Origin of the sequence: Solitalea longa, assembly GCF_002920915.1 — a bacterium.
In the GTDB taxonomy this organism is placed as follows: Bacteria; Bacteroidota; Bacteroidia; order Sphingobacteriales; family Sphingobacteriaceae; genus Solitalea; species Solitalea longa.
In genome coordinates this window covers 26,538-47,462 of sequence record NZ_PQVF01000010.1, presented here as the reverse complement: position 1 = coordinate 47,462, position 20,925 = coordinate 26,538, and the positions used below count along the sequence as shown (strand labels likewise).

Below are 20,925 nucleotides of genomic sequence, written 5' to 3'. Positions count from 1 at the left end.
GTACAATGACTCAAAATAGGTGACAACTATTTTGCATGTATCCTTTGAATCTTTTATTATAAATTTTCCTTCGTATGTTAGCTATTGCCCCCATCATTAAAACAATTTTTCTATTTTTGCGCAGTTTTTATCTCATCCAATGAACTATAAAAGAATTCTACTTAAACTTAGCGGGGAGTCTCTAATGGGTAATAAGCCTTTCGGTATCGACCCTGAGCGTGTAAATCAATATGCAAAAGATATTAAAGAGGTAGCCGAAAAGGGCGTAGAAGTGGCCATAGTTATTGGCGGCGGTAATATTCACCGTGGACTGGACGCTGAAAAAGGCGGCATGGACCGTGTACAAGCTGATTATATGGGCATGTTAGCCACTGTAATTAACAGTATGGCGCTGCAAGATGCTTTGGAAAAAAATGGCATGAAAACCCGTTTACTTTCGGCAATTAAAATGGAACAAATTTGTGAGCCATTTATCCGCCGCAGAGCAGTTCGTCACTTAGAAAAAGGCCGTGTAGTAATTTTTGGTGCAGGAACCGGTAACCCTTACTTTACTACTGATACAGCTGCTTCATTACGTGCCATTGAAATTGAAGCCGACGTGGTGTTAAAGGGTACTCGTGTTGATGGTATTTATACTGCCGATCCGGAAAAAGATCCTAATGCCGTTCGTTATGAGAAGATCACATTCAGTGAAGTGTATGAAAAAAACCTGAATGTTATGGACATGACTGCGTTTACCTTATGCCAGGAAAATAAATTGCCAATTATTGTGTTTGATATGAACAAGCCTGGCAATTTTATGAAAATAGCCTTAGGCGAACATATTGGCACCCTTGTAGAAGGATAATAGGCGTGAGAAGTTAGATTTGAGAGATGAGACTAATACTCGTCTTTTCTTTACAACTCATATTTAGAAATTACTTAATGAATTTTTAGATTTAGATTGAAAAGATTTAGAATTAGAACTAAAACCGAGATCTCAATTCTCCTATCTTAATCTCATATCTAAAATAACAAATCACATATCTTAAAAATATATGAACGACTTAATAAAAAAACAATTGGATGATGCAAAACAGCACATGGAAAAAACTGTGGAGCATACCGATAGTGAGTTATTAAAAATTCGTGCCGGTAAGGCGATGCCTTCAATGGTTGATGGCGTACACGTTGACTACTACGGAAGCCCTGTTCCTATTAGCCAGGTTGCAAATATTAATACCCCTGATGCACGTACCATTGTTATTCAACCATGGGAAAAAACCATGATCTCTCCTATTGAGAAAGCGATCATGGAGGCAAACTTGGGTTTTAATCCTCAGAATGACGGTATAGTAGTTCGTATTAATGTACCACCATTAACTGAAGAACGCCGTAAAGACCTGGTTAAAAAAGTTAAAGCTGAAGCTGAACAAGGAAAAGTAACGGTTCGTAACATCCGTAAAGATGCCAACGAAAAAATCAAAAAGCTATCGAAAGAAGGCGTTTCTGAAGATGAAATTAAAGGTGGAGAAGCTGAGGTTCAGAAATTAACCGACATTTATATTGTTAAAATTGATAAAATTGTAGAAGTAAAGGAAAAAGACATTCTAACAGTTTAATTAAAACAAACAAAATAAGGCACTTAACTGCTGAAAAAGGATTCTCAATGAGAATCCTTTTTTGTTTGGCTTAAACCCTACTTAGCCTGTCGAGATTAAAGCCCATCAGTAAAAAGTGCAACAAAACAACTTTTATAGTCAAGCTATCCCTCCCGAATATTCCACAAATTTGCATCTCCTAAATCAATAAATACAGAATGGAGATAATCGGATACGTAGGTGCTATAATAATGGGCTTAACCCTTGGCTTAATTGGCGGAGGAGGCTCCATTTTAACGGTTCCTATACTTGTGTACTTATTTAATATTGATACCGTTCAATCAACCGCTTATTCACTTTTTATTGTGGGTTTAACAAGTGCTGTGGGTTCCATCAGTCACCTTAAACAAGGAAATGTTGATTGGCGAAGTGTTATGTTGTTTGGTATACCTTCCGTTATCTCAGTATTTGTTACCCGCAGTTTCCTGGTAAAACTGATCCCCGATACGGTTTTTATCATGGGAAACATTACGGTGAGCAAATCCTTGTTTTTGCTGCTCATTTTTGCAGTTGTCATGCTATTCGCGGCATTCTCAATGATCAAAAAACCTAAATACAGCGATGAACAAAAACCAGTTTCCCCAGAAAGTTCATTGTTAATTGCCCAAGGATTGTTTGTAGGAGAATTGACAGGATTAGTTGGAGCCGGAGGTGGCTTTTTGATCATTCCTGCACTGGTGCTCATGGCAAATTTGCCGATTAAAAAAGCCATTGGAACATCGTTGGTAATTATTGTTATCAATTCTTTTGTTGGCTTTTTGAGTAATCACGTAGGCATTCAGGCTTCAGATTGGGGTTTTATGCTCAAATTCTTCGGAATTGCCGCAGTAGGTATCTTAATTGGCAGTGCATTATCAAAAAAAGTGAGCAATGAAAAGCTAAAACCCGCCTTTGGTTGGTTTGTATTGATCATGGGGTCATTCATAATTATTAAAGAGTTGTTTTTACGATGAGATCAAAGAAAAAACTGTTGCTGGTGGGTCTTGCTAATTTAATTTTCTGGCTAACCATGGCCGCCTTACACAATAAAGGCGACCAAAAAAATCAAAAAAACCTGCGATTAAACCAGGTACAGCATTAACTAATCAATTTCAATCTAAAATTATGGCTACGTTCTCAGAAATAATTAAATCAGACGCTCCAGTGTTGGTCGACTTTTTTGCAACCTGGTGTGGTCCTTGTAAAATGATGTCGCCAATATTAGAAGAGGTAAAAGGAAAAATCGGTGAGTCGGTAACGATTATCAAAGTTGATGTCGACAAGAATCCCTCTGCCGCTTCAGCGTTCAATGTTTTGGGTGTACCTACATTAATTTTGTTTAAAAATGGCGAAATTATATGGCGGCAGTCCGGAGTTGTACCTGCAGGCCAGCTTGAAAACATTCTTAAATCACATGTTTAGTCATGAAAGAAGATCATTCAATTGCCGATTTAACGTTAAATGCCGGATACTGGGATAATCGATATCAAACAGATCAAACTGGTTGGGATTTAGGAACAGTTTCGCCTCCATTAAAGGCGTATATCGACCAGTTAACTAATAAGTCAATTTCGATATTAATACCAGGATGTGGCAACGCCTACGAAGCTGAATATTTACTTGAACAAGGTTTTTCAAACGTAACCTTAATTGATATTTCAACAACCTTAACTGATCAGTTAAAAAGTAAGCTTACGCACTGGCTAGACAATGGCTTAAATATTATTACTGGCGATTTCTTTGAGCTATCGGGGAAATATGACATTATACTTGAACAAACCTTTTTCTGCGCCTTAAATCCTTCATTACGGGCAAAATACGCTGAAAAGACACAACATCTTTTGACCCCCGGAGGAAAGTTAGTTGGAGTGCTGTTTAACCGCAATTTCGACCAGCCAGGACCACCATTTGGCGGAACAAAAGAAGAGTATAAAATCTTGTTCCACCCATTTTTCGAACTAAACAACACAACTGAATGTTATAACTCCGTAAAGCCTCGTGCAGGTTCAGAGCTTTTTATAAACTTAACCCCTAAATCCCCTTCAGGGGACTTTTAGGACAATGCTATAACAATTAAAACAACAACAATTAAAAATTTTTCCCTTTAGGGGGATAGGGGGTACCATGAAAGTAGAACAAATATATACCGGATGTTTAGCGCAGGGCGCTTATTATATACAATCAAATGGCGAAGCAGCCATTATTGATCCTTTAAGAGAAGTTGCACCATATATTGCAAAGGCTGAAAAAGAAGGGGCAACGATCAAATACGTTTTTGAAACGCATTTCCATGCCGACTTTGTATCGGGTCACGTTGATCTGGCAAAAAAAACCGGAGCTACCATTGTGTATGGACCAACTGCTGAAACTGGTTTTGAATCACACATCGCAAAAGACGGCGAAGAGTTCAAAATTGGAGATGTAACCATTCGAGTATTACACACTCCTGGCCATACTTTAGAATCAAGTTGCTTTTTACTTATCGATGAAACAGGAAAATACCATTGCTTGTTCAGCGGTGACACCTTATTTATAGGTGATGTTGGCCGTCCTGACTTGGCAGTGAAATCTGACTTAACTAGCGAAGATTTAGCAGGATTACTTTATGATTCGTTGAGAAATAAAGTAATGTCTTTGCCTGATGACCTGATCATCTACCCAGCGCATGGTGCCGGTTCGGCATGCGGCAAAAACATGAGTAAAGAAACCTGGGACACTCTTGGCCATCAAAAGGAAGTGAACTATGCTTTAAGAACCATTAGCAAAGAGCAGTTCATTAAAGAAGTTTTGGATGGCATTGCTCCTCCTCCTCAATATTTTCCTAAAAATGCCCTTTTAAATAAAAAAGGTTATGAAAGCATTGATGAAGTTTTAAGCCAGGGAGCCAAAGCATTTTCTCCCGAAGAGTTTGAGGCCGCGGCAGAAGGCGAAGATGCCCTTATTTTGGACACACGTAAACCTGTTGAATTTGCACAGGGTTTTATTCCAAACTCTATAAATATAGGCTTAGATGGTCAATTTGCGGCATGGGTTGGTGCGCTAATAACCGACCTTAAACACCCAATTTTATTAATCACTGATATTGGACGGGAAGAGGAAGCGGTAACACGTTTGGCTCGTGTGGGGTATGATAGTACTATGGGTCATCTGGCTGGTGGCTTTGAGGCTTGGAAAAACGCAGGTAAAGACATAGAAACCATTGATAGCATTTCTGCGGAAGAATTCACTCATCGTTTTAAAAAGGATGAAACGGTTGTTTTTGATGTGCGTAAAGAAAGTGAATACCGCGCCGAGCACGTTGAAGAGGCTTATAATAAACCACTTGATTTAATTAATGAATGGATGCCTACATTGAATCATAAAACGCATTATTATATTCACTGTGCTGGTGGTTATCGTTCAATGATCACGGCTTCGATCTTAAAAGCACGTGGATTTAACAACTTTACTGAAGTGGCAGGTGGTTTTGCTGCTCTTGCAAAAACTGAAATTCCAAAAACTGATTTTGTTTGCCAAAGCAAGCTTCAGAAATAGATAATCACCAATTTTTACGAATTGATCGTTTTCCATGAATGTTTGTGCAATTCGATCAATTCGTAAAATTAGTATTTAGCCCATCCTGCTCCATTTCATACACTTCAAAACTTTGTTTTTTGTAGTTTTAGCAAGAAATAAACTAATTTTTAATGGACTCCGTTTTAAACTTCATCAAGCAGCCTTGGCCATGGTATTTGGCCGGACCATTAATTGGATTAACTGTTCCTGCTTTGCTGTTGGTTGGCAACAAATCATTCGGCATAAGTTCTTCATTAAGACACATCTGTGCCGCCTGTTTTCCTTCAAAAATTCCTTTTTTTACCTATAACTGGAAAAAGGAAGTGTGGAACTTATTCTTTGTTGCAGGCATTGCTATAGGCGGATTCATCGCCAGTATTCTTTTGGCTAACCCAAATCCTGTTCAACTAAATCCGCAAACGGTTGCTGATTTACAGCAACTCGGAGTAAAAGATTTCAGTCATCTTTTACCAATTGATATTTTCAGTTTCGAAAACCTGTTTAGCTTAAAAGGTCTTTTCTTTTTTGTACTTGGAGGTTTTTTAGTTGGATTCGGAACCCGATATGCCGGCGGATGTACTTCAGGCCATTCCATTATGGGCTTGTCAAATCTTCAATGGCCTTCATTAGTAGCTACAATTGCATTTATGCTTGGTGGTTTTATAATGACCTGGTTGATTTTACCGCAAATCTTCAATTTGTTTTAACATGATAAGTAATATTTCAGAGCAAGAAGAATTTACAATTGAACATCCGGTTGAATGCGAAGCGGCAAACGAACAAGCTACATTTGAAGGCTTCAGCGCTAATCTTAAGTACCTGGTAATCGGGGTATTATTCGGAATCGTGTTCATTAAGGCCGAAATTGTTTCATGGTTTCGTATTCAGGAAATGTTCCGTTTACAATCATTTCATATGTATGGTGTAATTGGGTCAGCGGTTATAGTAGGTGTTATTTCCGTATGGTTAATTAAACGTTTTAACATAAGAACCATTAGTGGCGAAAAAGTGATCTTTCATCCAAAAACCTTTAATAAAGGACAAATTATTGGTGGATTACTATTTGGGTTAGGTTGGGCTTTAACCGGCGCTTGTCCGGGACCTTTGTTTGCTCAAATAGGCAGTGGCTTTTTTGTAATAACTGTTACTTTATTGAGCGCAATTGCCGGAACATGGGTGTATGGATTGCTTAGAGATAAACTTCCTCATTAGGAACACTAATTTCTCGAATTGAACAAAATACACTAAACCCAATTAGTGTAATTAGTGTACATTCGCCCTAATTCGTGTTTAAATAATTTGATCTGTGTCGACAAGAATTCCCACCTACAGCATTTGTAATTTCTTTGGAATAGAGAACTGTACTAAAGATTTTATGGCATGCAGCCTGAGCACTTTTCTTCAGCACCATAAAGCTTTGGTAATGCCTCATCGGCATAGCTTTTACCAGTTAATGTATATTTCATCGGGTACTGGTAAATACACGGTAGATTTTAAAACCTATGATGCGCAAGCAGGGCAATTGTTTTTTCTTTCGCCAGGACAAATTCATTCCTGGAGTTTTAGTCATGACATTGAGGGTTTCCTTATCAATTTTGATGAAAGCTTTTTCACTGCCGTTTGTTATAACCCCTATTTTTTAAACGATTTTCCTTTCTTCAACTCCATGACCCAACGGGCAACAATTATGGCGAAGGAAGAAATTAAACCAACGCTTCTATCGCTTTTTGCACATATAAAGCAAGAGCACGAAAGTGATGGTGATTTTAAAAATGATTACTTACGGGCCTTGTTATTACAACTGTTAGTGGTGTTGGCAAGAGCATGCCAACCTGAAAAACAAACCGAGGCCACCAAGTACAATTATACATTACTCCGAAACTTTGAGAAATTGATCGAGGTACACTTTAAATCGAAGAAATTGCCTAAAGAATATGCGGAACTGCTTTTCCTCACTCCTAATCATTTAAATTCCGTAGTAACCAACGCAACAGGCAAATCAGCTGGAGAAATTATTCGGGATCGGATTCTGTTAGAAGCCAAACGAATGCTGGTTAACTCAGGCCAAACCATCAGCGAAATTGCCTGGGACTTGAACTTTGAAGACAATGCCTATTTTAGCCGTTTCTTTAAAAAATACACCGGAGTTAGTCCCGATGAGTTCAGAAAACAACAACTCTAAGGTTGCCATTTGAGTATATTTACGGCAGTCACTTCACGTAATTTTCTACCTTTGTATCTCCAAATTAAAAAAAGCAAAACATTTTTGGCCTAAATAATATTTTATGCTGTAAGTTTTGTTTTGAATAATCAACCATTTGCATGAAGATACTTTTCTCTTATCTTAAAAATTATAAAAGCCTTTTATTGCTGGCTTTATTGCTGGCTGCTATTAACCAGGGCTTTTCAATGCTCGATCCCTACTTTTTTGGTAGGCTTCTTGATGAATCAGTTCCTCATTTTAAAGAATGGAATACCTCTCAATTTTTGAATAGTGTTGGCTTCTTCTTATTGGCAATAGTAGGAGTTGCCTTTGTATCGCGGGTGGCTAAAAACTTTCAAGACTATTTTGCTAATGTGATCATCCAAAAAATGGGCGCAAAAATGTATAGTGACGGATTAGCCCATTCTTTGGAGCTTCCTTACCAGGTATTTGAAGATCAGCGTAGTGGTGAAACTTTAGGAAAATTACAAAAAGTACGAACTGATGTAGAAAAGCTGATAACCACCTTTATAAATGTGCTGTTTACCTCAATCATCGGGATCATCTTCGTAACCGTTTATGCCATTAAAGTTCATTGGATTATTGCACCAATGTTCATATTGGTTATACCTATCCTGGGTTTTTTGAGCTCAGTGCTGAGTAAACGCATCAAAAAAATGCAAAAAACAATTGTTTCTGAAACAACAGCATTGGCGGGATCAACGACAGAATCGCTGAGGAACATTGAATTGATTAAATCACTTGGGTTGGCCAATCAGGAAATTGAACGCTTAAACGGAACAACCGTTAAAATTTTAGGCCTCGAACTTAAAAAAGTTAAATACATAAGAAGCTTAAGCTTTATACAAGGTACAACAGTAAATTTACTCCGTACATCTATTATTTTTCTTATGATGTACTTAATCTTCAGAGAGCAAATTACTATTGGGCAGTTTTTCTCTTTAATGTTCTATTCGTTTTTCATTTTTGGACCATTACAAGAACTAGGAAATATCATTAATATTTATCGTGAAGCAGAAGTTTCATTAGGTAATTTTGAAGAAATTCTGAATACCAAAAAAGATGTAAAGCCTTCTCATCCTGTTCATCTTGCAAAGATCCAAAAACTTGATTTTAATGAAGTAACCTTCAAGCATCAATCCGCAAACAGAAACGCCATATCTGATATATCATTTGATGTTGAGCAAGGCGACACCATTGCTTTTGTAGGACCATCGGGCGCCGGAAAATCAACCCTGGTAAAACTGCTTGTAGGTTTATATCAACCGCTGGAAGGAAGGATTTTATACAATAACACAGATAGCAGCAAGATTGATTTAGACGAGTTACGTGAACGGATTGGGTTTGTAACTCAAGAAACACAACTTTTCGCCGGAACAATTCGTGAGAACCTGAAATTCGTTCGCCCACATGCCACGGACGAAGAATGTATGGACGTTTTACAGAAAGCAGCCTGTCATACGCTGCTTGCCCGTGCCGACAAGGGTTTAGACACCTTAATTGGAGAAGGGGGTGTAAAAGTTTCAGGAGGCGAAAAGCAACGCTTATCAATAGCCAGGGCGCTATTACGTCGGCCTGATCTATTGGTATTCGACGAGGCCACTTCTTCTCTGGATTCATTAACCGAGGAAGAAATAGGCAAAACAATTCGCGAAGTATCTAACAGGGCTGAACATATTACCATACTTATTGCCCACCGCTTAAGCACCATTATGCATGCCGATAGAATCTTTGTCTTAGAGAAAGGAAAGATCATAGAGGCGGGGCAACACCATGAATTACTAGAGCAAAAAGGTCTTTATTACGCCATGTGGAGACAGCAAATAGGAGAACGGGAAGAAGTGCTAGATTAACCATTGATATTAAATATAAAAGCCCATGCAGCCTAAATTTGCATGGGCTTTTATATTTTACATTTAAGCTAAAATTTCCATCTCTATCTAATTTCAATTCATTCTTTAAATAAAATGTAGTTAATTGCACATCTATCCATTTGCGCTCCCCTAGTTGCTATTAAATGACCAATTTTAATTGTCGAAAGGCTTTATTTTTCATTCTTACTCTTTTACTGGGTTGTATTGCCTTTGCTTCGAATGCACAGGCAATTGAATTGCGTAAAATTAAAGGATTGCCCACCAATGAAGTTTATGACTTACTTGTTGACAAGCAAGGTTTGTTATGGATCGGACATGACTATGGATTAAGTTCTTTTAACGGAAAATCATTTACGCATTACTCCAATAATCAGCAAACAGCATTAGCAGTCAGCGATCTCACTGAAGACAGTGAAGGAAGAATTTGGTGTCACAATTTCAATGGGCAGATATTCTATATAGAAAAGGGGAAAATGAACCTGCTTTGGCAATTTGATTATACTAAAGAAACTTCATTTCCCCGAATGATCATCTGGAAAGACCTGTTGCTTGCCACATCAAACAGAGGTCTTTTTGCCTATGACATTAAGAAGAAAAAAGCCAAATACCTCCTTTGTCCAAATAAGTTTGGATCAATAACCAAAGTCGGCAATAAAATCCTAATTGCAGGAGGGCAGTATTGCTATCTGTATGAAGGTGGCAATAAACTTACTCGACTGAATTATTGCTTTAACTTCAACAGGGATAAATTTGATCTGGTAACATTTAATCCTGATAGCTCAAACGACACTATTTTTGCTTTTATCAACCCAAAAGCCATTTGCTTACGATATAAGCTTTTAGGAAATAAGCTAAGGCTTATCGACACCACAAAAGCAAATGATTTCATTAATACCATAAGCTTCAGAAATGGCGAGCAGTGGCTTAATTCTAAAAAGTCAAGTCGAACGCTTAATAGGGAGCTTAAAATAGATGGTTATAACCTAACAGACCTGGTTACAGACCATGAGGGTAATCAATGGTTTAGTAGCTTAAAGGAAGGTCTTTTAGTTAAGTACGCTAATGAATTCAAAAAAATTGACCCTAAAATAGCACTGGAAAAAGGAGATTTTGTAAGAACCATTTTTAACGTTTCGAACAAAACACTTATAGGAACGCATCGCGGAGATTTCTTTGTAAAGGATTTAACTAAACATATTACCACAAAAGTGCCTCTTGCCAGCGGAGTGGGTGCGGTTGAAAATATTTTTCAGTATGATAATTCTTCTGTATTTGTGTGCAGTTCTATTGGTCTTTTCTTGTTCAACTTAAATAACTGTAAAGTAACTCAGCTATCGGCTTTAGGCGTGATCAAAGACCTTGCTATTAGTAAAGATTTTGTTTTACTAGCCACGGCAACATCTTTAAATGTATCCACTCCCGATATCCTTCATCGACAGGATAAATATCAGTGTTCTATTTTACAAAAAAAGCTACCGAATATTAAACCCATTGAGTTCTCAGATGGGTTTTACTCATTGATATTTAAACGCTGCAAGGCAGTAAGCTATGCTTCCTTTAATCATAAAATACTATGTTCTTTTAAAGACGGTGTTTTTGAATACGACAACAATCAGCTAAAAAAATTAACCTTTAAGAATACGCAGATTAATTCTAATACATTTTTGTCTTATCCCGACAAGATATTTATTGGAACATTCGCACAAGGACTTCTTATTTACAATAACGCTGGTATTCGCCCAATAAAAAACAATAACCTTATCTTCTCTGGACCAATTCTTCACTTAAAACAAGTAAATGATAAAATATGTCTTCTCAGCTCTAATGGTATCCAGGTTTTCGATCCTGAAAAAGAAAGCATAGTTGCCTCTTATTCTTTACCAGATATTAGTCCGGGCAATGTATTGGATATTGATGAGGTTAAAGGGAATATTTGGATGACGACAACAGAGGGGATATTTGAACTGCCCAAAAGCAAGCAAAGAAAAAGTCATCCGAATATAAAAATGGAATATGCTATTGTTAATGGATCAGACACAGTAACTACTGACTCGCTGTATTTTCATTATACTCAGTCGAATATTCGCTTTTATTATCAAACATCCGCTTATAGTAATTCCCAATCAATCCATATAGGTTATCGATTAATTGGTGCTAACGACAGCAGTTGGCAATATACCTCCAGTATCGATCAGCCCATCAGCTTTATTTCATTAAAGCCTGGGGAATATGTAATGGAATCAAAGGCGGTAAATACGGCCGAGAATCTTGAAAGTGCGGTTAATCGGTATTCATTTTTAATAGAAAAGCCATGGTGGCTTAAAACACCCTATTTAATTCTTGAAATTGGATCGACCCTCTTAATAATTCTCTTTTTAGTAAGAAGATATTTCCTAAATAGACTAAAACAACAAAAATTATTTTTCGAAAAAGAATTGGCCATTCAGCAGGAACGACAGCGGATTAGCGCTGATATTCATGATGAGCTAGGGGCTAGTTTATCGGGCATTAGAATCATGGCCGAAATGGCAAAACGCAAACATGAAAAAGAAGAAGTGGTTGCTACCGATCTTCAAAATATTCATAGCAATGTTAGCCAATTATCACAAAAAATGCGGGAGGTGATCTGGAGTTTAAGTAGTGAAAATGATTCTTTGGAAAATCTGCTGGGCTATATTCACAGAAGAGCCGAGGAACTGTTTGCTAACAGCCCTATTACTTTTAAATCGATACTACCGGAAAGAGTGCCCCAGGTAATCTTAAACGGCGAAAAAAGAAGACATATTTATTTAACCATAAAAGAGGCCCTGCACAATGTTTTAAAACATTCTGAATCGCCAGACGTACGGCTAACTATAAATATAATTGGCAATATGTTGCTAATTAGCATTCAGGACAATGGCATTGGTTTTAACAATACTGAATCAAAAGATGGAAATGGTCTGCATAATATGCAGCAACGCATTATCACTCTTGGTGGAAAAATCAAGTTTAAAAATCAAAATGGAACAACTGTATTAATTGAGATACCTTTTTAAGTTTAGTGAGTATGAAAATTTCAATTGTTGAGGATAATAAAACTTATGCAGATGTAATGCGCCAGGTAATAGAACAAACCGGGTCATTTAATTGGCAATGTACTTACCGATCAGGCGAAGATGCACTTGTTAATATTAAAGACAACCTCCCCGATATCCTAATTGTCGATATTTCTTTGCCTGGTATTACCGGAATTCAGTTAATTTCTGAACTGAAGAAAAAATATCCTGATATCCGTTTTTTGGTATGCAGCATCCATGACGATGACGACAGCATATTCTCAGCCCTTAAAAATGGAGCTGATGGATACATCTTGAAGGATAGTGGAATTGATGATATATTGAATGCCCTGAACGACTTAATAAAAGGAGGTGCACCGATGAGTCCATATATAGCCCGAAAAGTTATCGGATCATTTCACCGACCAATTGAAACGGATACTGCAGAGCAATTACTAACGCAAAGAGAGCGGGAGATTCTTGAGTTTACCGCAACAGGCTTGTCATACAAAGAAATTGCTGATAAACTACACCTAAGTAATTTAACAATCAAAAAGCATATGCGTAATATCTATTCGAAACTTGAAGTTCAGAATAAGATCGAAGCATTGAAAAAAAGTCGCTTGTTATAACTTCTAAAATACTCCCATAGGAGTATTTTCTGAGTCCTCTTATCCCATTAAATTTGAACTGTTGAACATCTACTTATAAAAACGTTTTTGGTTATCTAAAACAATTGGGAAGCTTTAAATTTATTCTTTCTAAAAGTACAACAACTTGAATAACATCTACCTGTGAATACTATTTCAAGCGAAAAGCGCTAATAACCGGATTACCTATTCAAAAACATCCTTTTAAGTATAAGCCTTAATTGCATAGTATAAATAAGTTTTATTAGAAAAATTAAAACTGTTTGAAAGAACTTATTTTTTGAATAACTTAAATAGGTTCTAAATCTTGCTCTATGATGGTATCTCTTCTAGTAAAAGGAAAAGCATTCTTCCTATTCCTTTTTCTCCTCCTCGTTACTAACACCAATGCACAAACAGTAAAAATATTCCGCGATTCTTTATTCGATTTTTCTTCGATAAAAACTTATCGGTTTAGACCCGGAAAAGTACTGGTAAATCGAGATACCATAAATCGCGAGAGTGCCAACAGCAATATACAGGCAGTATTTGAAACCAATTTTTACCAACATCATTTAACTTTTGACGCACTTAAAGGCCAATTGATTTTCACCTTTCTTGGAGGAGTTCAAACACAATCAAACCTGGCTCGGTATGGTCCGCAATTTCATTTACCAAAGGGAATTATTGAAAATTCAAGCACCGAATGGCTTGATGATGATCGCCCGGAAGGTGTGCTTATTTTAGCGTTAATCAACCCAAAAACAAATAAACCGGTTTGGGTGGCCGTAGGCTATGATCGATTCTTTACCCGCGATTCTCAGCGGGTGATTGATGCAATGTTTAAAGAGGCCTTTACTGATTTTCCAACTAATGGAAAATACCTGCCTCCTAATTCCTTTAAAAAGAAAACTACCGCTACTAAAAAGAAGAAGAAATCAACCTAAAGATAGAATCGGATTTTATATAAAATCTCGCCCCGACAATTTTAAAGGCCAGAGTTTTCGGGTTTTCAAATAAGTGCCCGCCACAATTAACATGGTCATTGTGCCACCGAAAACAACTGCAATTGGAGTAGACCCCATTAATTTAGCGGTAACCCCTGATTCAAATGCGCCAATTTCATTGGAGGACCCAATAAACATTGTATTCACAGCCGACACCCTTCCTCTCATGTGATCAGGCGTAAGTAATTGAAAAATTGTTGATCGGATAATAACACTTATACTATCAAAGGCTCCTATTAAAAAGAGAAAGAATATTGATAAATAAAAATTCTTTGAAAGCCCGAATAAGATCGTGGACAGTCCAAAGCCTAGCACAGCAATTATCAGGTTTCGCCAAGGACGTACCGCCGGCGTATAACGGGTCATGATCAGCATGGTAATTACCGCTCCTGCTGAGGGAGCGGCTCTAAGAATACCAAGTCCTTCTGCGCCAATCTTTAAAATATCATTTGCAAAAACTGGCAATAAGGCTACCGCACCACCAAAAAATACAGAGAACATATCTAAGGCCATTGCCCCCAACATCATTTTTGTTCCAAACACAAATCTGATCCCTTCCATAAGGCTGCTCCGAATTGATTCTTTTTTTTCAAGTTGAGCAACAGGTTTACTACTTAACATCAAAATGCATATGCTGGAAAGAATGATTAGCAATAGAACAATAGACATGGTAACAGTGATGCCGTAAAAGCCATAAATTAATCCTCCAGCGGCCGGTCCTGCTACTGCAGCCAATTGCCAGCTCGAACTGTTCCATGAGGATGAATTTGGATAGAGTTCTTTAGGGACCAATGAAGCCATTAACGAAAACGCTGCGGGCGCAAAAAAACCTCTTGCCAATCCATCTATAAATACCAGCGAATAAATTACAACGATCAATATATGAGCATCAATCGATTTATGCATTGAAGGCAGCGTAACCAACAATAATACCGTTGCTGCCATTAATACAGTAAATAATACAAATAGTAAAAGCTTCCGTTTGTCGGATCTATCGGCCACATACCCTCCAAACAAAGCAACTGAAAGAGCTGGAATAGCCTCCGCCAATCCAATCATGCCGAGTGACAATGTATCTTTTGTTATACTATAAATAAACCAGCCAACAATTACTGCTTTCATTTGAAGAGCAAACGTTAAGAAAAAACGCATGCCTAAATAAAATCTAAACTCAGGGAATCGTAATGATGCAAATGCATCCGGCTTTAATTGAGGAGGTAAGGTTTCTGAAGACAAGACAAATAAATTAAAACTGAAAGGATTGAAGAGTAGTGCAAATCTAAAACATTCAATCCTTTCAATCTATAAATATTCTAATTTAGTCCATTTTGGTCAATCAAATAAACTAATAATGTCATTGCGGCTGCCCCAAGTTTCAACTCGCGTTCGTTCACATTTTCAAAAACATCATTAGCCGCATGATGAAAATCAAAATAACGCTGTGAATCAGGCCGAAAACCGAATAATGCAGTTCCTAATGGTTTTAAAGGACCGATGTCAGCACCTGATCCTCCCCCTCCGCCAATTTCATTCAATTCAAATCCATCAAAGACCGGCTTCCATAATAAAACCTTTTCAACAATAGCTGCAGAAGCATCCATAGAAAAACCCCTTGGTGTTAAGCCTCCGGAATCTGACTCAATAGCAGCCAAATGTTGTTCGCCGGTTAGTTTAGCATTTTCAGCATACTTCAAACCTCCCCTTAATCCGTTTTCTTCATTCATAAATAAAACCACCCTGATGGTATGCTTTGGCTTAATTCCTAATGATTTCAGTGTCCTTAAAACCTCAACCGACTGCATGGTACCTGCTCCATCATCATGCGCTCCTTCTGCTAAATCCCAAGAATCCAGATGTCCTCCTACAGTAATAATTTGCTCAGGACGCTCAGAACCCTTTATCTCTCCAATAACATTATAAGAAACAACATCTGGTAATGTTTTACAATTCAGCTTCATATAAAACCGAGTTGTGGGCTGGGCCTTAATCGCTGAACTTAACAAGTTTGCATCCTTAGTAGCAATTGCCACTGCAGGAATCTGTGTTATACTTTGATCATACCGCAATGAACCGGTATGAGGAAACTCATCTATCCTTGTAGTCATTGACCTCACTACAACTCCTATAGCCCCGTATTTGGCAGCCTCCGTTGCCCCTTGAACCCGCTGATTTACTGCCTCCCCGTAAGCATTAAATGTTCTTATGGCTTTCGGGTTCATTGGTCTATTAAAAAACACAATTTTCCCTCTTAGCTTTTCTTCACCCAATTCTTTAAGTTGATTAAAATTATACACCTCAACTACCTCAGCTTCAATTCCCATTTCCGCTCCAACTGACCCACCTAATGCAGCAACCGCAACAAGTTGTTTTTTGTTGTTTAGTTTGAAGTATGCTTTCTCTTTTGCTCCCCGTTCCCAATGAGGAACCATCACTTCCTGAAGATAAACTTTGTCGAAAGCATACGATTCCATTAACGATTTCGTCCAATCAACCGCTTTTTGGGCGTTAGTAGAACCACTTAATCTTGGGCCTATATTCTTACATAAGTAATGGAGATTTTCATAAACCCTCCCTTTTTCAAGTATTTCATCATAAATACGGCTAACAGTTGCAGAATCAATATGGGAGGCTTTAGCACTTATAGCAAAGCAAGCAATTGCAACTAATAAACAACTTTTCTTCATTAGGTTTTTATATTTCAGATAAGAATTATATGCAACAAGATTATTAATTGACTAAAATAAAAATACCCGGAAAGTTTTTAGCTTCCGGGCACTTAAAGTTTCAGTATATTTTAAAAGATCTATTCTCTTGGTTGTTCAAAATACCAGTTAACCTTTGGTAAAGGTAATATATCATCGAAAGGTTTAACCAAAAACTCACCTTTTACACCGTCTAAAACTGTAATCATATTTTGATGCTTGACAGGATTTGACTGGACTTTTACAAATAGACACTCAAATGTACTGTCAACCTCGGATTTTACCAGGTATAAATTACTTTGAGGTGCTGGAGGAACCTCTTTACTAGGCTTACCAGTTGCTTTATAGATCGCATCTACTGGTACACGAATATATTCTTTTCCTTCTGTATAAATTTGTTCCGCTTTATCCCAGATAATGTCCATCTTCTCGCAATTTGTAGGAGTAAGTTTTTTCACATATGACGCATTTTGTCCTTTAAACCAACGCTCTGATTGTTGAATTACGGTCGAAGATTGCTGTGAAAACCCAGATTTAAAAACTGCTAATAATGATAAAATAAGTAAAAACTTCTTCATAAAAAATTGGTTTGATTAGGCGATAAATATATAAATAGTTACGAAATCTTTTCCCAGGTAATTTCATTAACTCCTTTATTTCTAAAATATAAGCGTAAGTTTAAGTTTTTTTCTTGAATTAAAGAAGGGTCATTTTCTAAAATTTGCTCAACAACTTTTCTTGCTTCAATTAATAGCTGTTGATCTTTTGATAAGTCTGCCAGCTTTAAATCCAACACCCCACTTTGTTGAGTTCCCTCAATATCCCCTGGTCCGCGTAACTTAAGATCCACTTCCGAAATCTCAAAACCGTTATTTGTTCGCACCATCGTATCAAGCCGAATTTTTGCTTCGGAAGATAGTTTATGGCTGGTCATTAAAATACAATATGACTGTTCAGCCCCCCGACCAACCCTACCCCGTAACTGGTGCAGTTGAGAAAGACCAAATCGCTCGGCATTTTCAATTACCATTACCGTTGCATTAGGAACATTCACACCTACTTCAATAACGGTAGTGGCAACCATTATATGTGTTTCACCTCTTTTAAACCGCTCCATTTCCATGTCCTTTTCCTGGGCCTTCATTTTCCCATGCACTATGCTTACTCGGTATTCTGGTACCGGAAAAGTTTTGGCAATATGTTCATATCCATTCATCAGGTCCAGATAGTCCATCTTTTCCGATTCCTCAATCAAAGGATAAACTATGTAAACCTGCCTTCCTTTGGCAATTTCCTCTTTTAAAAAGCCAAATAATCGCAAGCGGTGATTTTCAAATTTATGAAGCGTAGAGATTGGTTTTCTTCCAGCCGGAAGCTCATCAATTATAGAAACATCCAAATCTCCATAGAGTGTCATCGCCAGGGTTCGAGGTATCGGAGTGGCGGTCATTACCAGTATATGAGGAGGTTTTGTATTTTTCTTCCATAATTTGGCTCTCTGCTCCACACCAAAACGGTGCTGCTCATCAATTATTACCATCCCCAAGTTCTGAAATTGAACCTTATCCTCAATTAAGGCATGCGTACCAACTAACAGTTTTAGTTCGCCACTCATTAAAGCTTCGTGCAAATGCTCTCTTTGCTTTTTGCGTGTTGATCCAGTTAAAAGTCCTACATCAATACCCATGGGCTTTAGCAGCGAACAAAGGGAGTTATAGTGCTGTATTGCTAAAATTTCAGTAGGAGCCATCATACACGACTGAAATCCATTATCTGCGGCAAGCAACATAATCAACAATGCTACCACCGTTTTTCCACTTCCAACATCTCCTTGTAGCAGTCTGTTCATTTGCAGGCCTGAATAAGTGTCTTGCCTTATTTCTTTGACAACTCTTTTTTGAGCATTTGTTAACTCAAATGGGAGGTGATTTTTATAAAACGAATTAAAAAGATCGCCCACCGTTGAGAACATATTGCCATTGTGCAATCTTTTCTTAACCTGTTTATTAAAAAGAAGGCGAAGCTGTACGAAAAATAATTCTTCAAATTTTAAGCGAACCTGGGCGCGTTGCAATAGCTTCGGATCGGTGGGAAAGTGAATCTGAATTATAGCTTCTTTTTTTGATAACAGCTTATACTGATTTACAATATCGGGTGGTAAAGTCTCTTCAATATACTGGGCGACTTGCTGCAAAACAGTATAGACAAGTCTCATTAAACCCTTGCTATCTAAAAAGAATAATTTTAGCTTTTCAGTAGATGAATACACCGGCTGCAAGGCTGTTTGAAACTCTTTTTTTGCTTCTGCAACCAGTTCCAACTCAGGATGAGGTAAGCTGGGTTTTAGATTAAAAAAATTAGGCTTGCCAAAAACTATGTATTCCTTACCTATATGAATATTCTTTTCAACAAACTTTATTCCTTGAAACCAAATAAGTTCTAGATGGCCACCCCTATCATCTTTTAATGTAGCTACTAAACGCTTCTTTCTTACATCACCTAAAATTTGTTTTTCAACAATTTGCCCTCTTAATTGAATATATTGTAAATCAGGTGAAATTTCATTAATACGATAAAAACGGGTCCTGTCAATATATCTGAAAGGGTAATGCTGGATTAAGTCGCCATAAGTAAAAATTTTCAACTCCTTTTTAAGCACATCCGCTTTTGAAGGACCAACTCCTTTCAAGAATTCTATCGGTGTATCAAAAAAGCTTTTTCTTTCCACTTAAAATACGCTTAACTGATTTTACTTTTCAAAGCTGTTTGAGGAATAAGCTTTTTGATATAATCCCAATTGAAAAGCATAACTGCCACTGTAAGTAAACTGTAAGATAATAGTTTCTGTGGAGTAAAACCCTCATGGAAATAAAAAAACGCTACAGCAAATGCAATAATTGGATTAATATAAATTAGGATACCCGCTGTAGAGGCCGGGATCCTAATCATTGAATACAAACTGAGGTACAAAGGAATGATTGTAAAAAGCACTGCCACAATTACAATATTAACCCAAAAACTCAAGCTGTTGGGCACTGAATGTGGGTTAATTATCTCTAGCGGAACAATAAATAAACAGGCAATAATTAATTGAATAGCCAGTAAATTTAACTTGTCAAATCCTTGAATGCTACGCTGGATGATTAAATAACCTGCAAAAAGCGCGGCAATAAAGAACGACCAGAGTACATCGCTTAGATGGCCCGAACCTAAGATGGCGGCACTAATAATGCTTATGCTAATTGCAATCCACTTTATTTTTGTTAAATCTTCACCGAGAATCACAAATCCTCCAATAGCTGTTAATAATGGGCAAACCATATAAGCAAACGCCCCCGATTGTACACTTACATTATTTATAACGTAAATAAACGAAAGCCAGTTGCCCGTTAACAATATGCTGGAGATCAATAAAAGTGACCAAAATCGCCTTTTATCCGCAACCTTGATTCTATAATGATCCAGGTCAGATCTGATTTTTTGTTTCCTAAATAAAAGGATAAAGACAAAAAGGATCAACAAAGAGGTAAATACCCTGTAATCTAAAATCTGTATAGCCGGAAAATGTTTAAGGTTTCTTAATGCTATAGCAAAGAAACCCCAAATAACCGGTGATGCAGTTCCAGCAAGAAAGTACTTTATTGATTGATTTTGCTCCAATCGTTTTAAAATTTAACAGCTACAACTGATATTTCTACATTTACATTTTTAGGAAGGCATGCAACCTCAACAGTCTCACGAGCAGGATAATTTCCCGTAAAGTAACTTCCATAAACCTCATTGACAATAGCAAAATCCGACATGTTCTTTAGAAATATCCCTGTTTTAACCACGTTTTCAAATGTCAGACCAGCTTCTGTTAAAATAGCTTCAAGATTTTTCATTACCTGATGGGTCTCCGAAGAAATATTATCCATTATGATTTGATTCGACTCCGGATTAATGGCAATTTGACCTGAAACAAAAAGGATATTTCCTGCCCACACTGCCTGATTATACGGTCCAATTGGAGCCGGAGCATTTTCAGTTTTTACTATAGATTTCATTTAATTATATAGGTTTATTTAATAAAGACATAAACAGCCATAAACTATTAATTGATTTAGACTTTTGATGCAGGAGATTGTTATCTCATTATTGCCTCAATAAGTTTATAAATAACTCCTGCTAAAAACACGATAATAGCTATTCGGTTTATCCAATGCATAACTTTTATATTAAAGTTAGTTGGACGGTTTGGATCTTTTTTTCGAAAGAAGTACAACATAAGAATACAA

The 20,925-nt window shown here is 37.2% G+C and carries 20 protein-coding genes; 13 read left to right on the top strand and 7 right to left on the bottom strand.

Translation table 11 applies throughout. The annotated features are described in order from the left end of the window. Nucleotides 1–139 precede the first annotated feature (139 nt). The 13 genes from pyrH (at nucleotide 140) to C3K47_RS14255 (ending at nucleotide 13,886) form a co-directional block, all read left to right on the top strand. Nucleotides 140–847, top strand: coding sequence for a UMP kinase (gene pyrH, locus C3K47_RS14315; RefSeq protein ID WP_103789840.1), 708 nt, complete (start codon nucleotides 140–142; stop codon nucleotides 845–847). Nucleotides 848–1,037: 190 nt separating this feature from the next. After that, nucleotides 1,038–1,601 (top strand): ribosome recycling factor, encoded by a 564-nt coding sequence (gene frr / locus C3K47_RS14310; RefSeq protein WP_103789839.1) that lies wholly within the window; start codon nucleotides 1,038–1,040, stop codon nucleotides 1,599–1,601. A gap of 197 nt (nucleotides 1,602–1,798) precedes the next feature. Then, nucleotides 1,799–2,593, top strand: coding sequence for a sulfite exporter TauE/SafE family protein (locus C3K47_RS14305; protein ID WP_103789838.1), 795 nt, complete (start codon nucleotides 1,799–1,801; stop codon nucleotides 2,591–2,593). Between the two features lie 151 nt (nucleotides 2,594–2,744). Then, nucleotides 2,745–3,041 carry a thioredoxin gene (gene trxA / locus C3K47_RS14300; RefSeq protein WP_103789837.1) on the top strand — a complete coding sequence of 99 codons (297 nt, stop codon included), beginning with the start codon at nucleotides 2,745–2,747 and terminating at the stop codon, nucleotides 3,039–3,041. A gap of 2 nt (nucleotides 3,042–3,043) precedes the next feature. Beyond that, nucleotides 3,044–3,676: a methyltransferase domain-containing protein gene (locus C3K47_RS14295; RefSeq protein ID WP_103789836.1), complete on the top strand. Its 633-nt coding sequence runs from the start codon at nucleotides 3,044–3,046 to the stop codon at nucleotides 3,674–3,676. A 67-nt stretch (nucleotides 3,677–3,743) separates the two neighbouring features. Continuing rightward, complete coding sequence (locus C3K47_RS14290; protein ID WP_103789835.1) at nucleotides 3,744–5,153, top strand: MBL fold metallo-hydrolase; 1,410 nt, start codon at nucleotides 3,744–3,746, stop codon at nucleotides 5,151–5,153. 152 nt (nucleotides 5,154–5,305) lie between these two features. After that, nucleotides 5,306–5,881: a YeeE/YedE family protein gene (locus tag C3K47_RS14285; protein ID WP_103789834.1), complete on the top strand. Its 576-nt coding sequence runs from the start codon at nucleotides 5,306–5,308 to the stop codon at nucleotides 5,879–5,881. Between the two features lies 1 nt (nucleotide 5,882). Continuing rightward, nucleotides 5,883–6,386: a YeeE/YedE family protein gene (locus C3K47_RS14280; protein ID WP_103789833.1), complete on the top strand. Its 504-nt coding sequence runs from the start codon at nucleotides 5,883–5,885 to the stop codon at nucleotides 6,384–6,386. 94 nt (nucleotides 6,387–6,480) lie between these two features. Continuing rightward, nucleotides 6,481–7,356, top strand: coding sequence for a helix-turn-helix domain-containing protein (locus tag C3K47_RS14275; protein ID WP_243392558.1), 876 nt, complete (start codon nucleotides 6,481–6,483; stop codon nucleotides 7,354–7,356). Nucleotides 7,357–7,496: 140 nt separating this feature from the next. Beyond that, nucleotides 7,497–9,251 (top strand): ABC transporter ATP-binding protein, encoded by a 1,755-nt coding sequence (locus C3K47_RS14270; RefSeq protein ID WP_103789831.1) that lies wholly within the window; start codon nucleotides 7,497–7,499, stop codon nucleotides 9,249–9,251. Between the two features lie 164 nt (nucleotides 9,252–9,415). After that, the gene (locus tag C3K47_RS14265; RefSeq protein WP_103789830.1) at nucleotides 9,416–12,310 is read left to right on the top strand and encodes a sensor histidine kinase; all 2,895 of its coding nucleotides are present in this window, start codon (nucleotides 9,416–9,418) and stop codon (nucleotides 12,308–12,310) included. A gap of 11 nt (nucleotides 12,311–12,321) precedes the next feature. After that, nucleotides 12,322–12,942, top strand: coding sequence for a response regulator (locus C3K47_RS14260; protein WP_103789829.1), 621 nt, complete (start codon nucleotides 12,322–12,324; stop codon nucleotides 12,940–12,942). Nucleotides 12,943–13,274: 332 nt separating this feature from the next. Beyond that, entirely contained in the window at nucleotides 13,275–13,886 is a 612-nt protein-coding gene (locus tag C3K47_RS14255) for a DUF4136 domain-containing protein (RefSeq protein WP_103789828.1), read from the top strand. Nucleotides 13,887–13,901: 15 nt separating this feature from the next. Here C3K47_RS14255 and C3K47_RS14250 read toward each other — a convergent pair whose 3' ends face one another. The 7 genes from C3K47_RS14250 to C3K47_RS19840 all read right to left on the bottom strand — a co-directional run bounded on the left by C3K47_RS14250 (nucleotide 13,902) and on the right by C3K47_RS19840 (nucleotide 20,915). Continuing rightward, nucleotides 13,902–15,182, bottom strand: coding sequence for an MFS transporter (locus tag C3K47_RS14250; RefSeq protein WP_103789827.1), 1,281 nt, complete (start codon nucleotides 15,180–15,182; stop codon nucleotides 13,902–13,904). A gap of 77 nt (nucleotides 15,183–15,259) precedes the next feature. Next, a complete protein-coding gene (locus C3K47_RS14245; protein WP_103789826.1) occupies nucleotides 15,260–16,630 on the bottom strand; it encodes a M20/M25/M40 family metallo-hydrolase in 1,371 nt (456 codons plus the stop codon). A 119-nt stretch (nucleotides 16,631–16,749) separates the two neighbouring features. Next, the gene (locus C3K47_RS14240; RefSeq protein WP_103789825.1) at nucleotides 16,750–17,226 is read right to left on the bottom strand and encodes a hypothetical protein; all 477 of its coding nucleotides are present in this window, start codon (nucleotides 17,224–17,226) and stop codon (nucleotides 16,750–16,752) included. Nucleotides 17,227–17,264: 38 nt separating this feature from the next. After that, a complete protein-coding gene (gene recG, locus C3K47_RS14235; protein WP_103789824.1) occupies nucleotides 17,265–19,376 on the bottom strand; it encodes an ATP-dependent DNA helicase RecG in 2,112 nt (703 codons plus the stop codon). 11 nt (nucleotides 19,377–19,387) lie between these two features. Then, the gene (locus C3K47_RS14230; RefSeq protein ID WP_103789823.1) at nucleotides 19,388–20,308 is read right to left on the bottom strand and encodes an EamA family transporter; all 921 of its coding nucleotides are present in this window, start codon (nucleotides 20,306–20,308) and stop codon (nucleotides 19,388–19,390) included. Nucleotides 20,309–20,313: 5 nt separating this feature from the next. After that, nucleotides 20,314–20,694, bottom strand: coding sequence for a RidA family protein (locus tag C3K47_RS14225; RefSeq protein ID WP_103789822.1), 381 nt, complete (start codon nucleotides 20,692–20,694; stop codon nucleotides 20,314–20,316). Between the two features lie 80 nt (nucleotides 20,695–20,774). Beyond that, a complete protein-coding gene (locus C3K47_RS19840) occupies nucleotides 20,775–20,915 on the bottom strand; it encodes a DUF6728 family protein (protein WP_317043035.1) in 141 nt (46 codons plus the stop codon). Nucleotides 20,916–20,925 lie beyond the last annotated feature (10 nt).

Bases quoted from the DNA above. Each gene is read 5' to 3' on its own strand.
- pyrH (WP_103789840.1), top strand. From the start codon at position 140: ATGAACTATAAAAGAATTCTACTTAAACTTAGCGGGGAGTCTCTAATG.
- frr (WP_103789839.1), top strand. From the start codon at position 1,038: ATGAACGACTTAATAAAAAAACAATTGGATGATGCAAAACAGCACATG.
- C3K47_RS14305 (WP_103789838.1), top strand. From the start codon at position 1,799: ATGGAGATAATCGGATACGTAGGTGCTATAATAATGGGCTTAACCCTT.
- trxA (WP_103789837.1), top strand. From the start codon at position 2,745: ATGGCTACGTTCTCAGAAATAATTAAATCAGACGCTCCAGTGTTGGTC.
- C3K47_RS14295 (WP_103789836.1), top strand. From the start codon at position 3,044: ATGAAAGAAGATCATTCAATTGCCGATTTAACGTTAAATGCCGGATAC.
- C3K47_RS14290 (WP_103789835.1), top strand. From the start codon at position 3,744: ATGAAAGTAGAACAAATATATACCGGATGTTTAGCGCAGGGCGCTTAT.
- C3K47_RS14285 (WP_103789834.1), top strand. From the start codon at position 5,306: ATGGACTCCGTTTTAAACTTCATCAAGCAGCCTTGGCCATGGTATTTG.
- C3K47_RS14280 (WP_103789833.1), top strand. From the start codon at position 5,883: ATGATAAGTAATATTTCAGAGCAAGAAGAATTTACAATTGAACATCCG.
- C3K47_RS14270 (WP_103789831.1), top strand. From the start codon at position 7,497: ATGAAGATACTTTTCTCTTATCTTAAAAATTATAAAAGCCTTTTATTG.
- C3K47_RS14265 (WP_103789830.1), top strand. From the start codon at position 9,416: ATGACCAATTTTAATTGTCGAAAGGCTTTATTTTTCATTCTTACTCTT.
- C3K47_RS14260 (WP_103789829.1), top strand. From the start codon at position 12,322: ATGAAAATTTCAATTGTTGAGGATAATAAAACTTATGCAGATGTAATG.
- C3K47_RS14255 (WP_103789828.1), top strand. From the start codon at position 13,275: ATGATGGTATCTCTTCTAGTAAAAGGAAAAGCATTCTTCCTATTCCTT.
- C3K47_RS14245 (WP_103789826.1), bottom strand. From the start codon at position 16,630: ATGAAGAAAAGTTGTTTATTAGTTGCAATTGCTTGCTTTGCTATAAGT.
- C3K47_RS14240 (WP_103789825.1), bottom strand. From the start codon at position 17,226: ATGAAGAAGTTTTTACTTATTTTATCATTATTAGCAGTTTTTAAATCT.
- C3K47_RS14225 (WP_103789822.1), bottom strand. From the start codon at position 20,694: ATGAAATCTATAGTAAAAACTGAAAATGCTCCGGCTCCAATTGGACCG.
- C3K47_RS19840 (WP_317043035.1), bottom strand. From the start codon at position 20,915: ATGTTGTACTTCTTTCGAAAAAAAGATCCAAACCGTCCAACTAACTTT.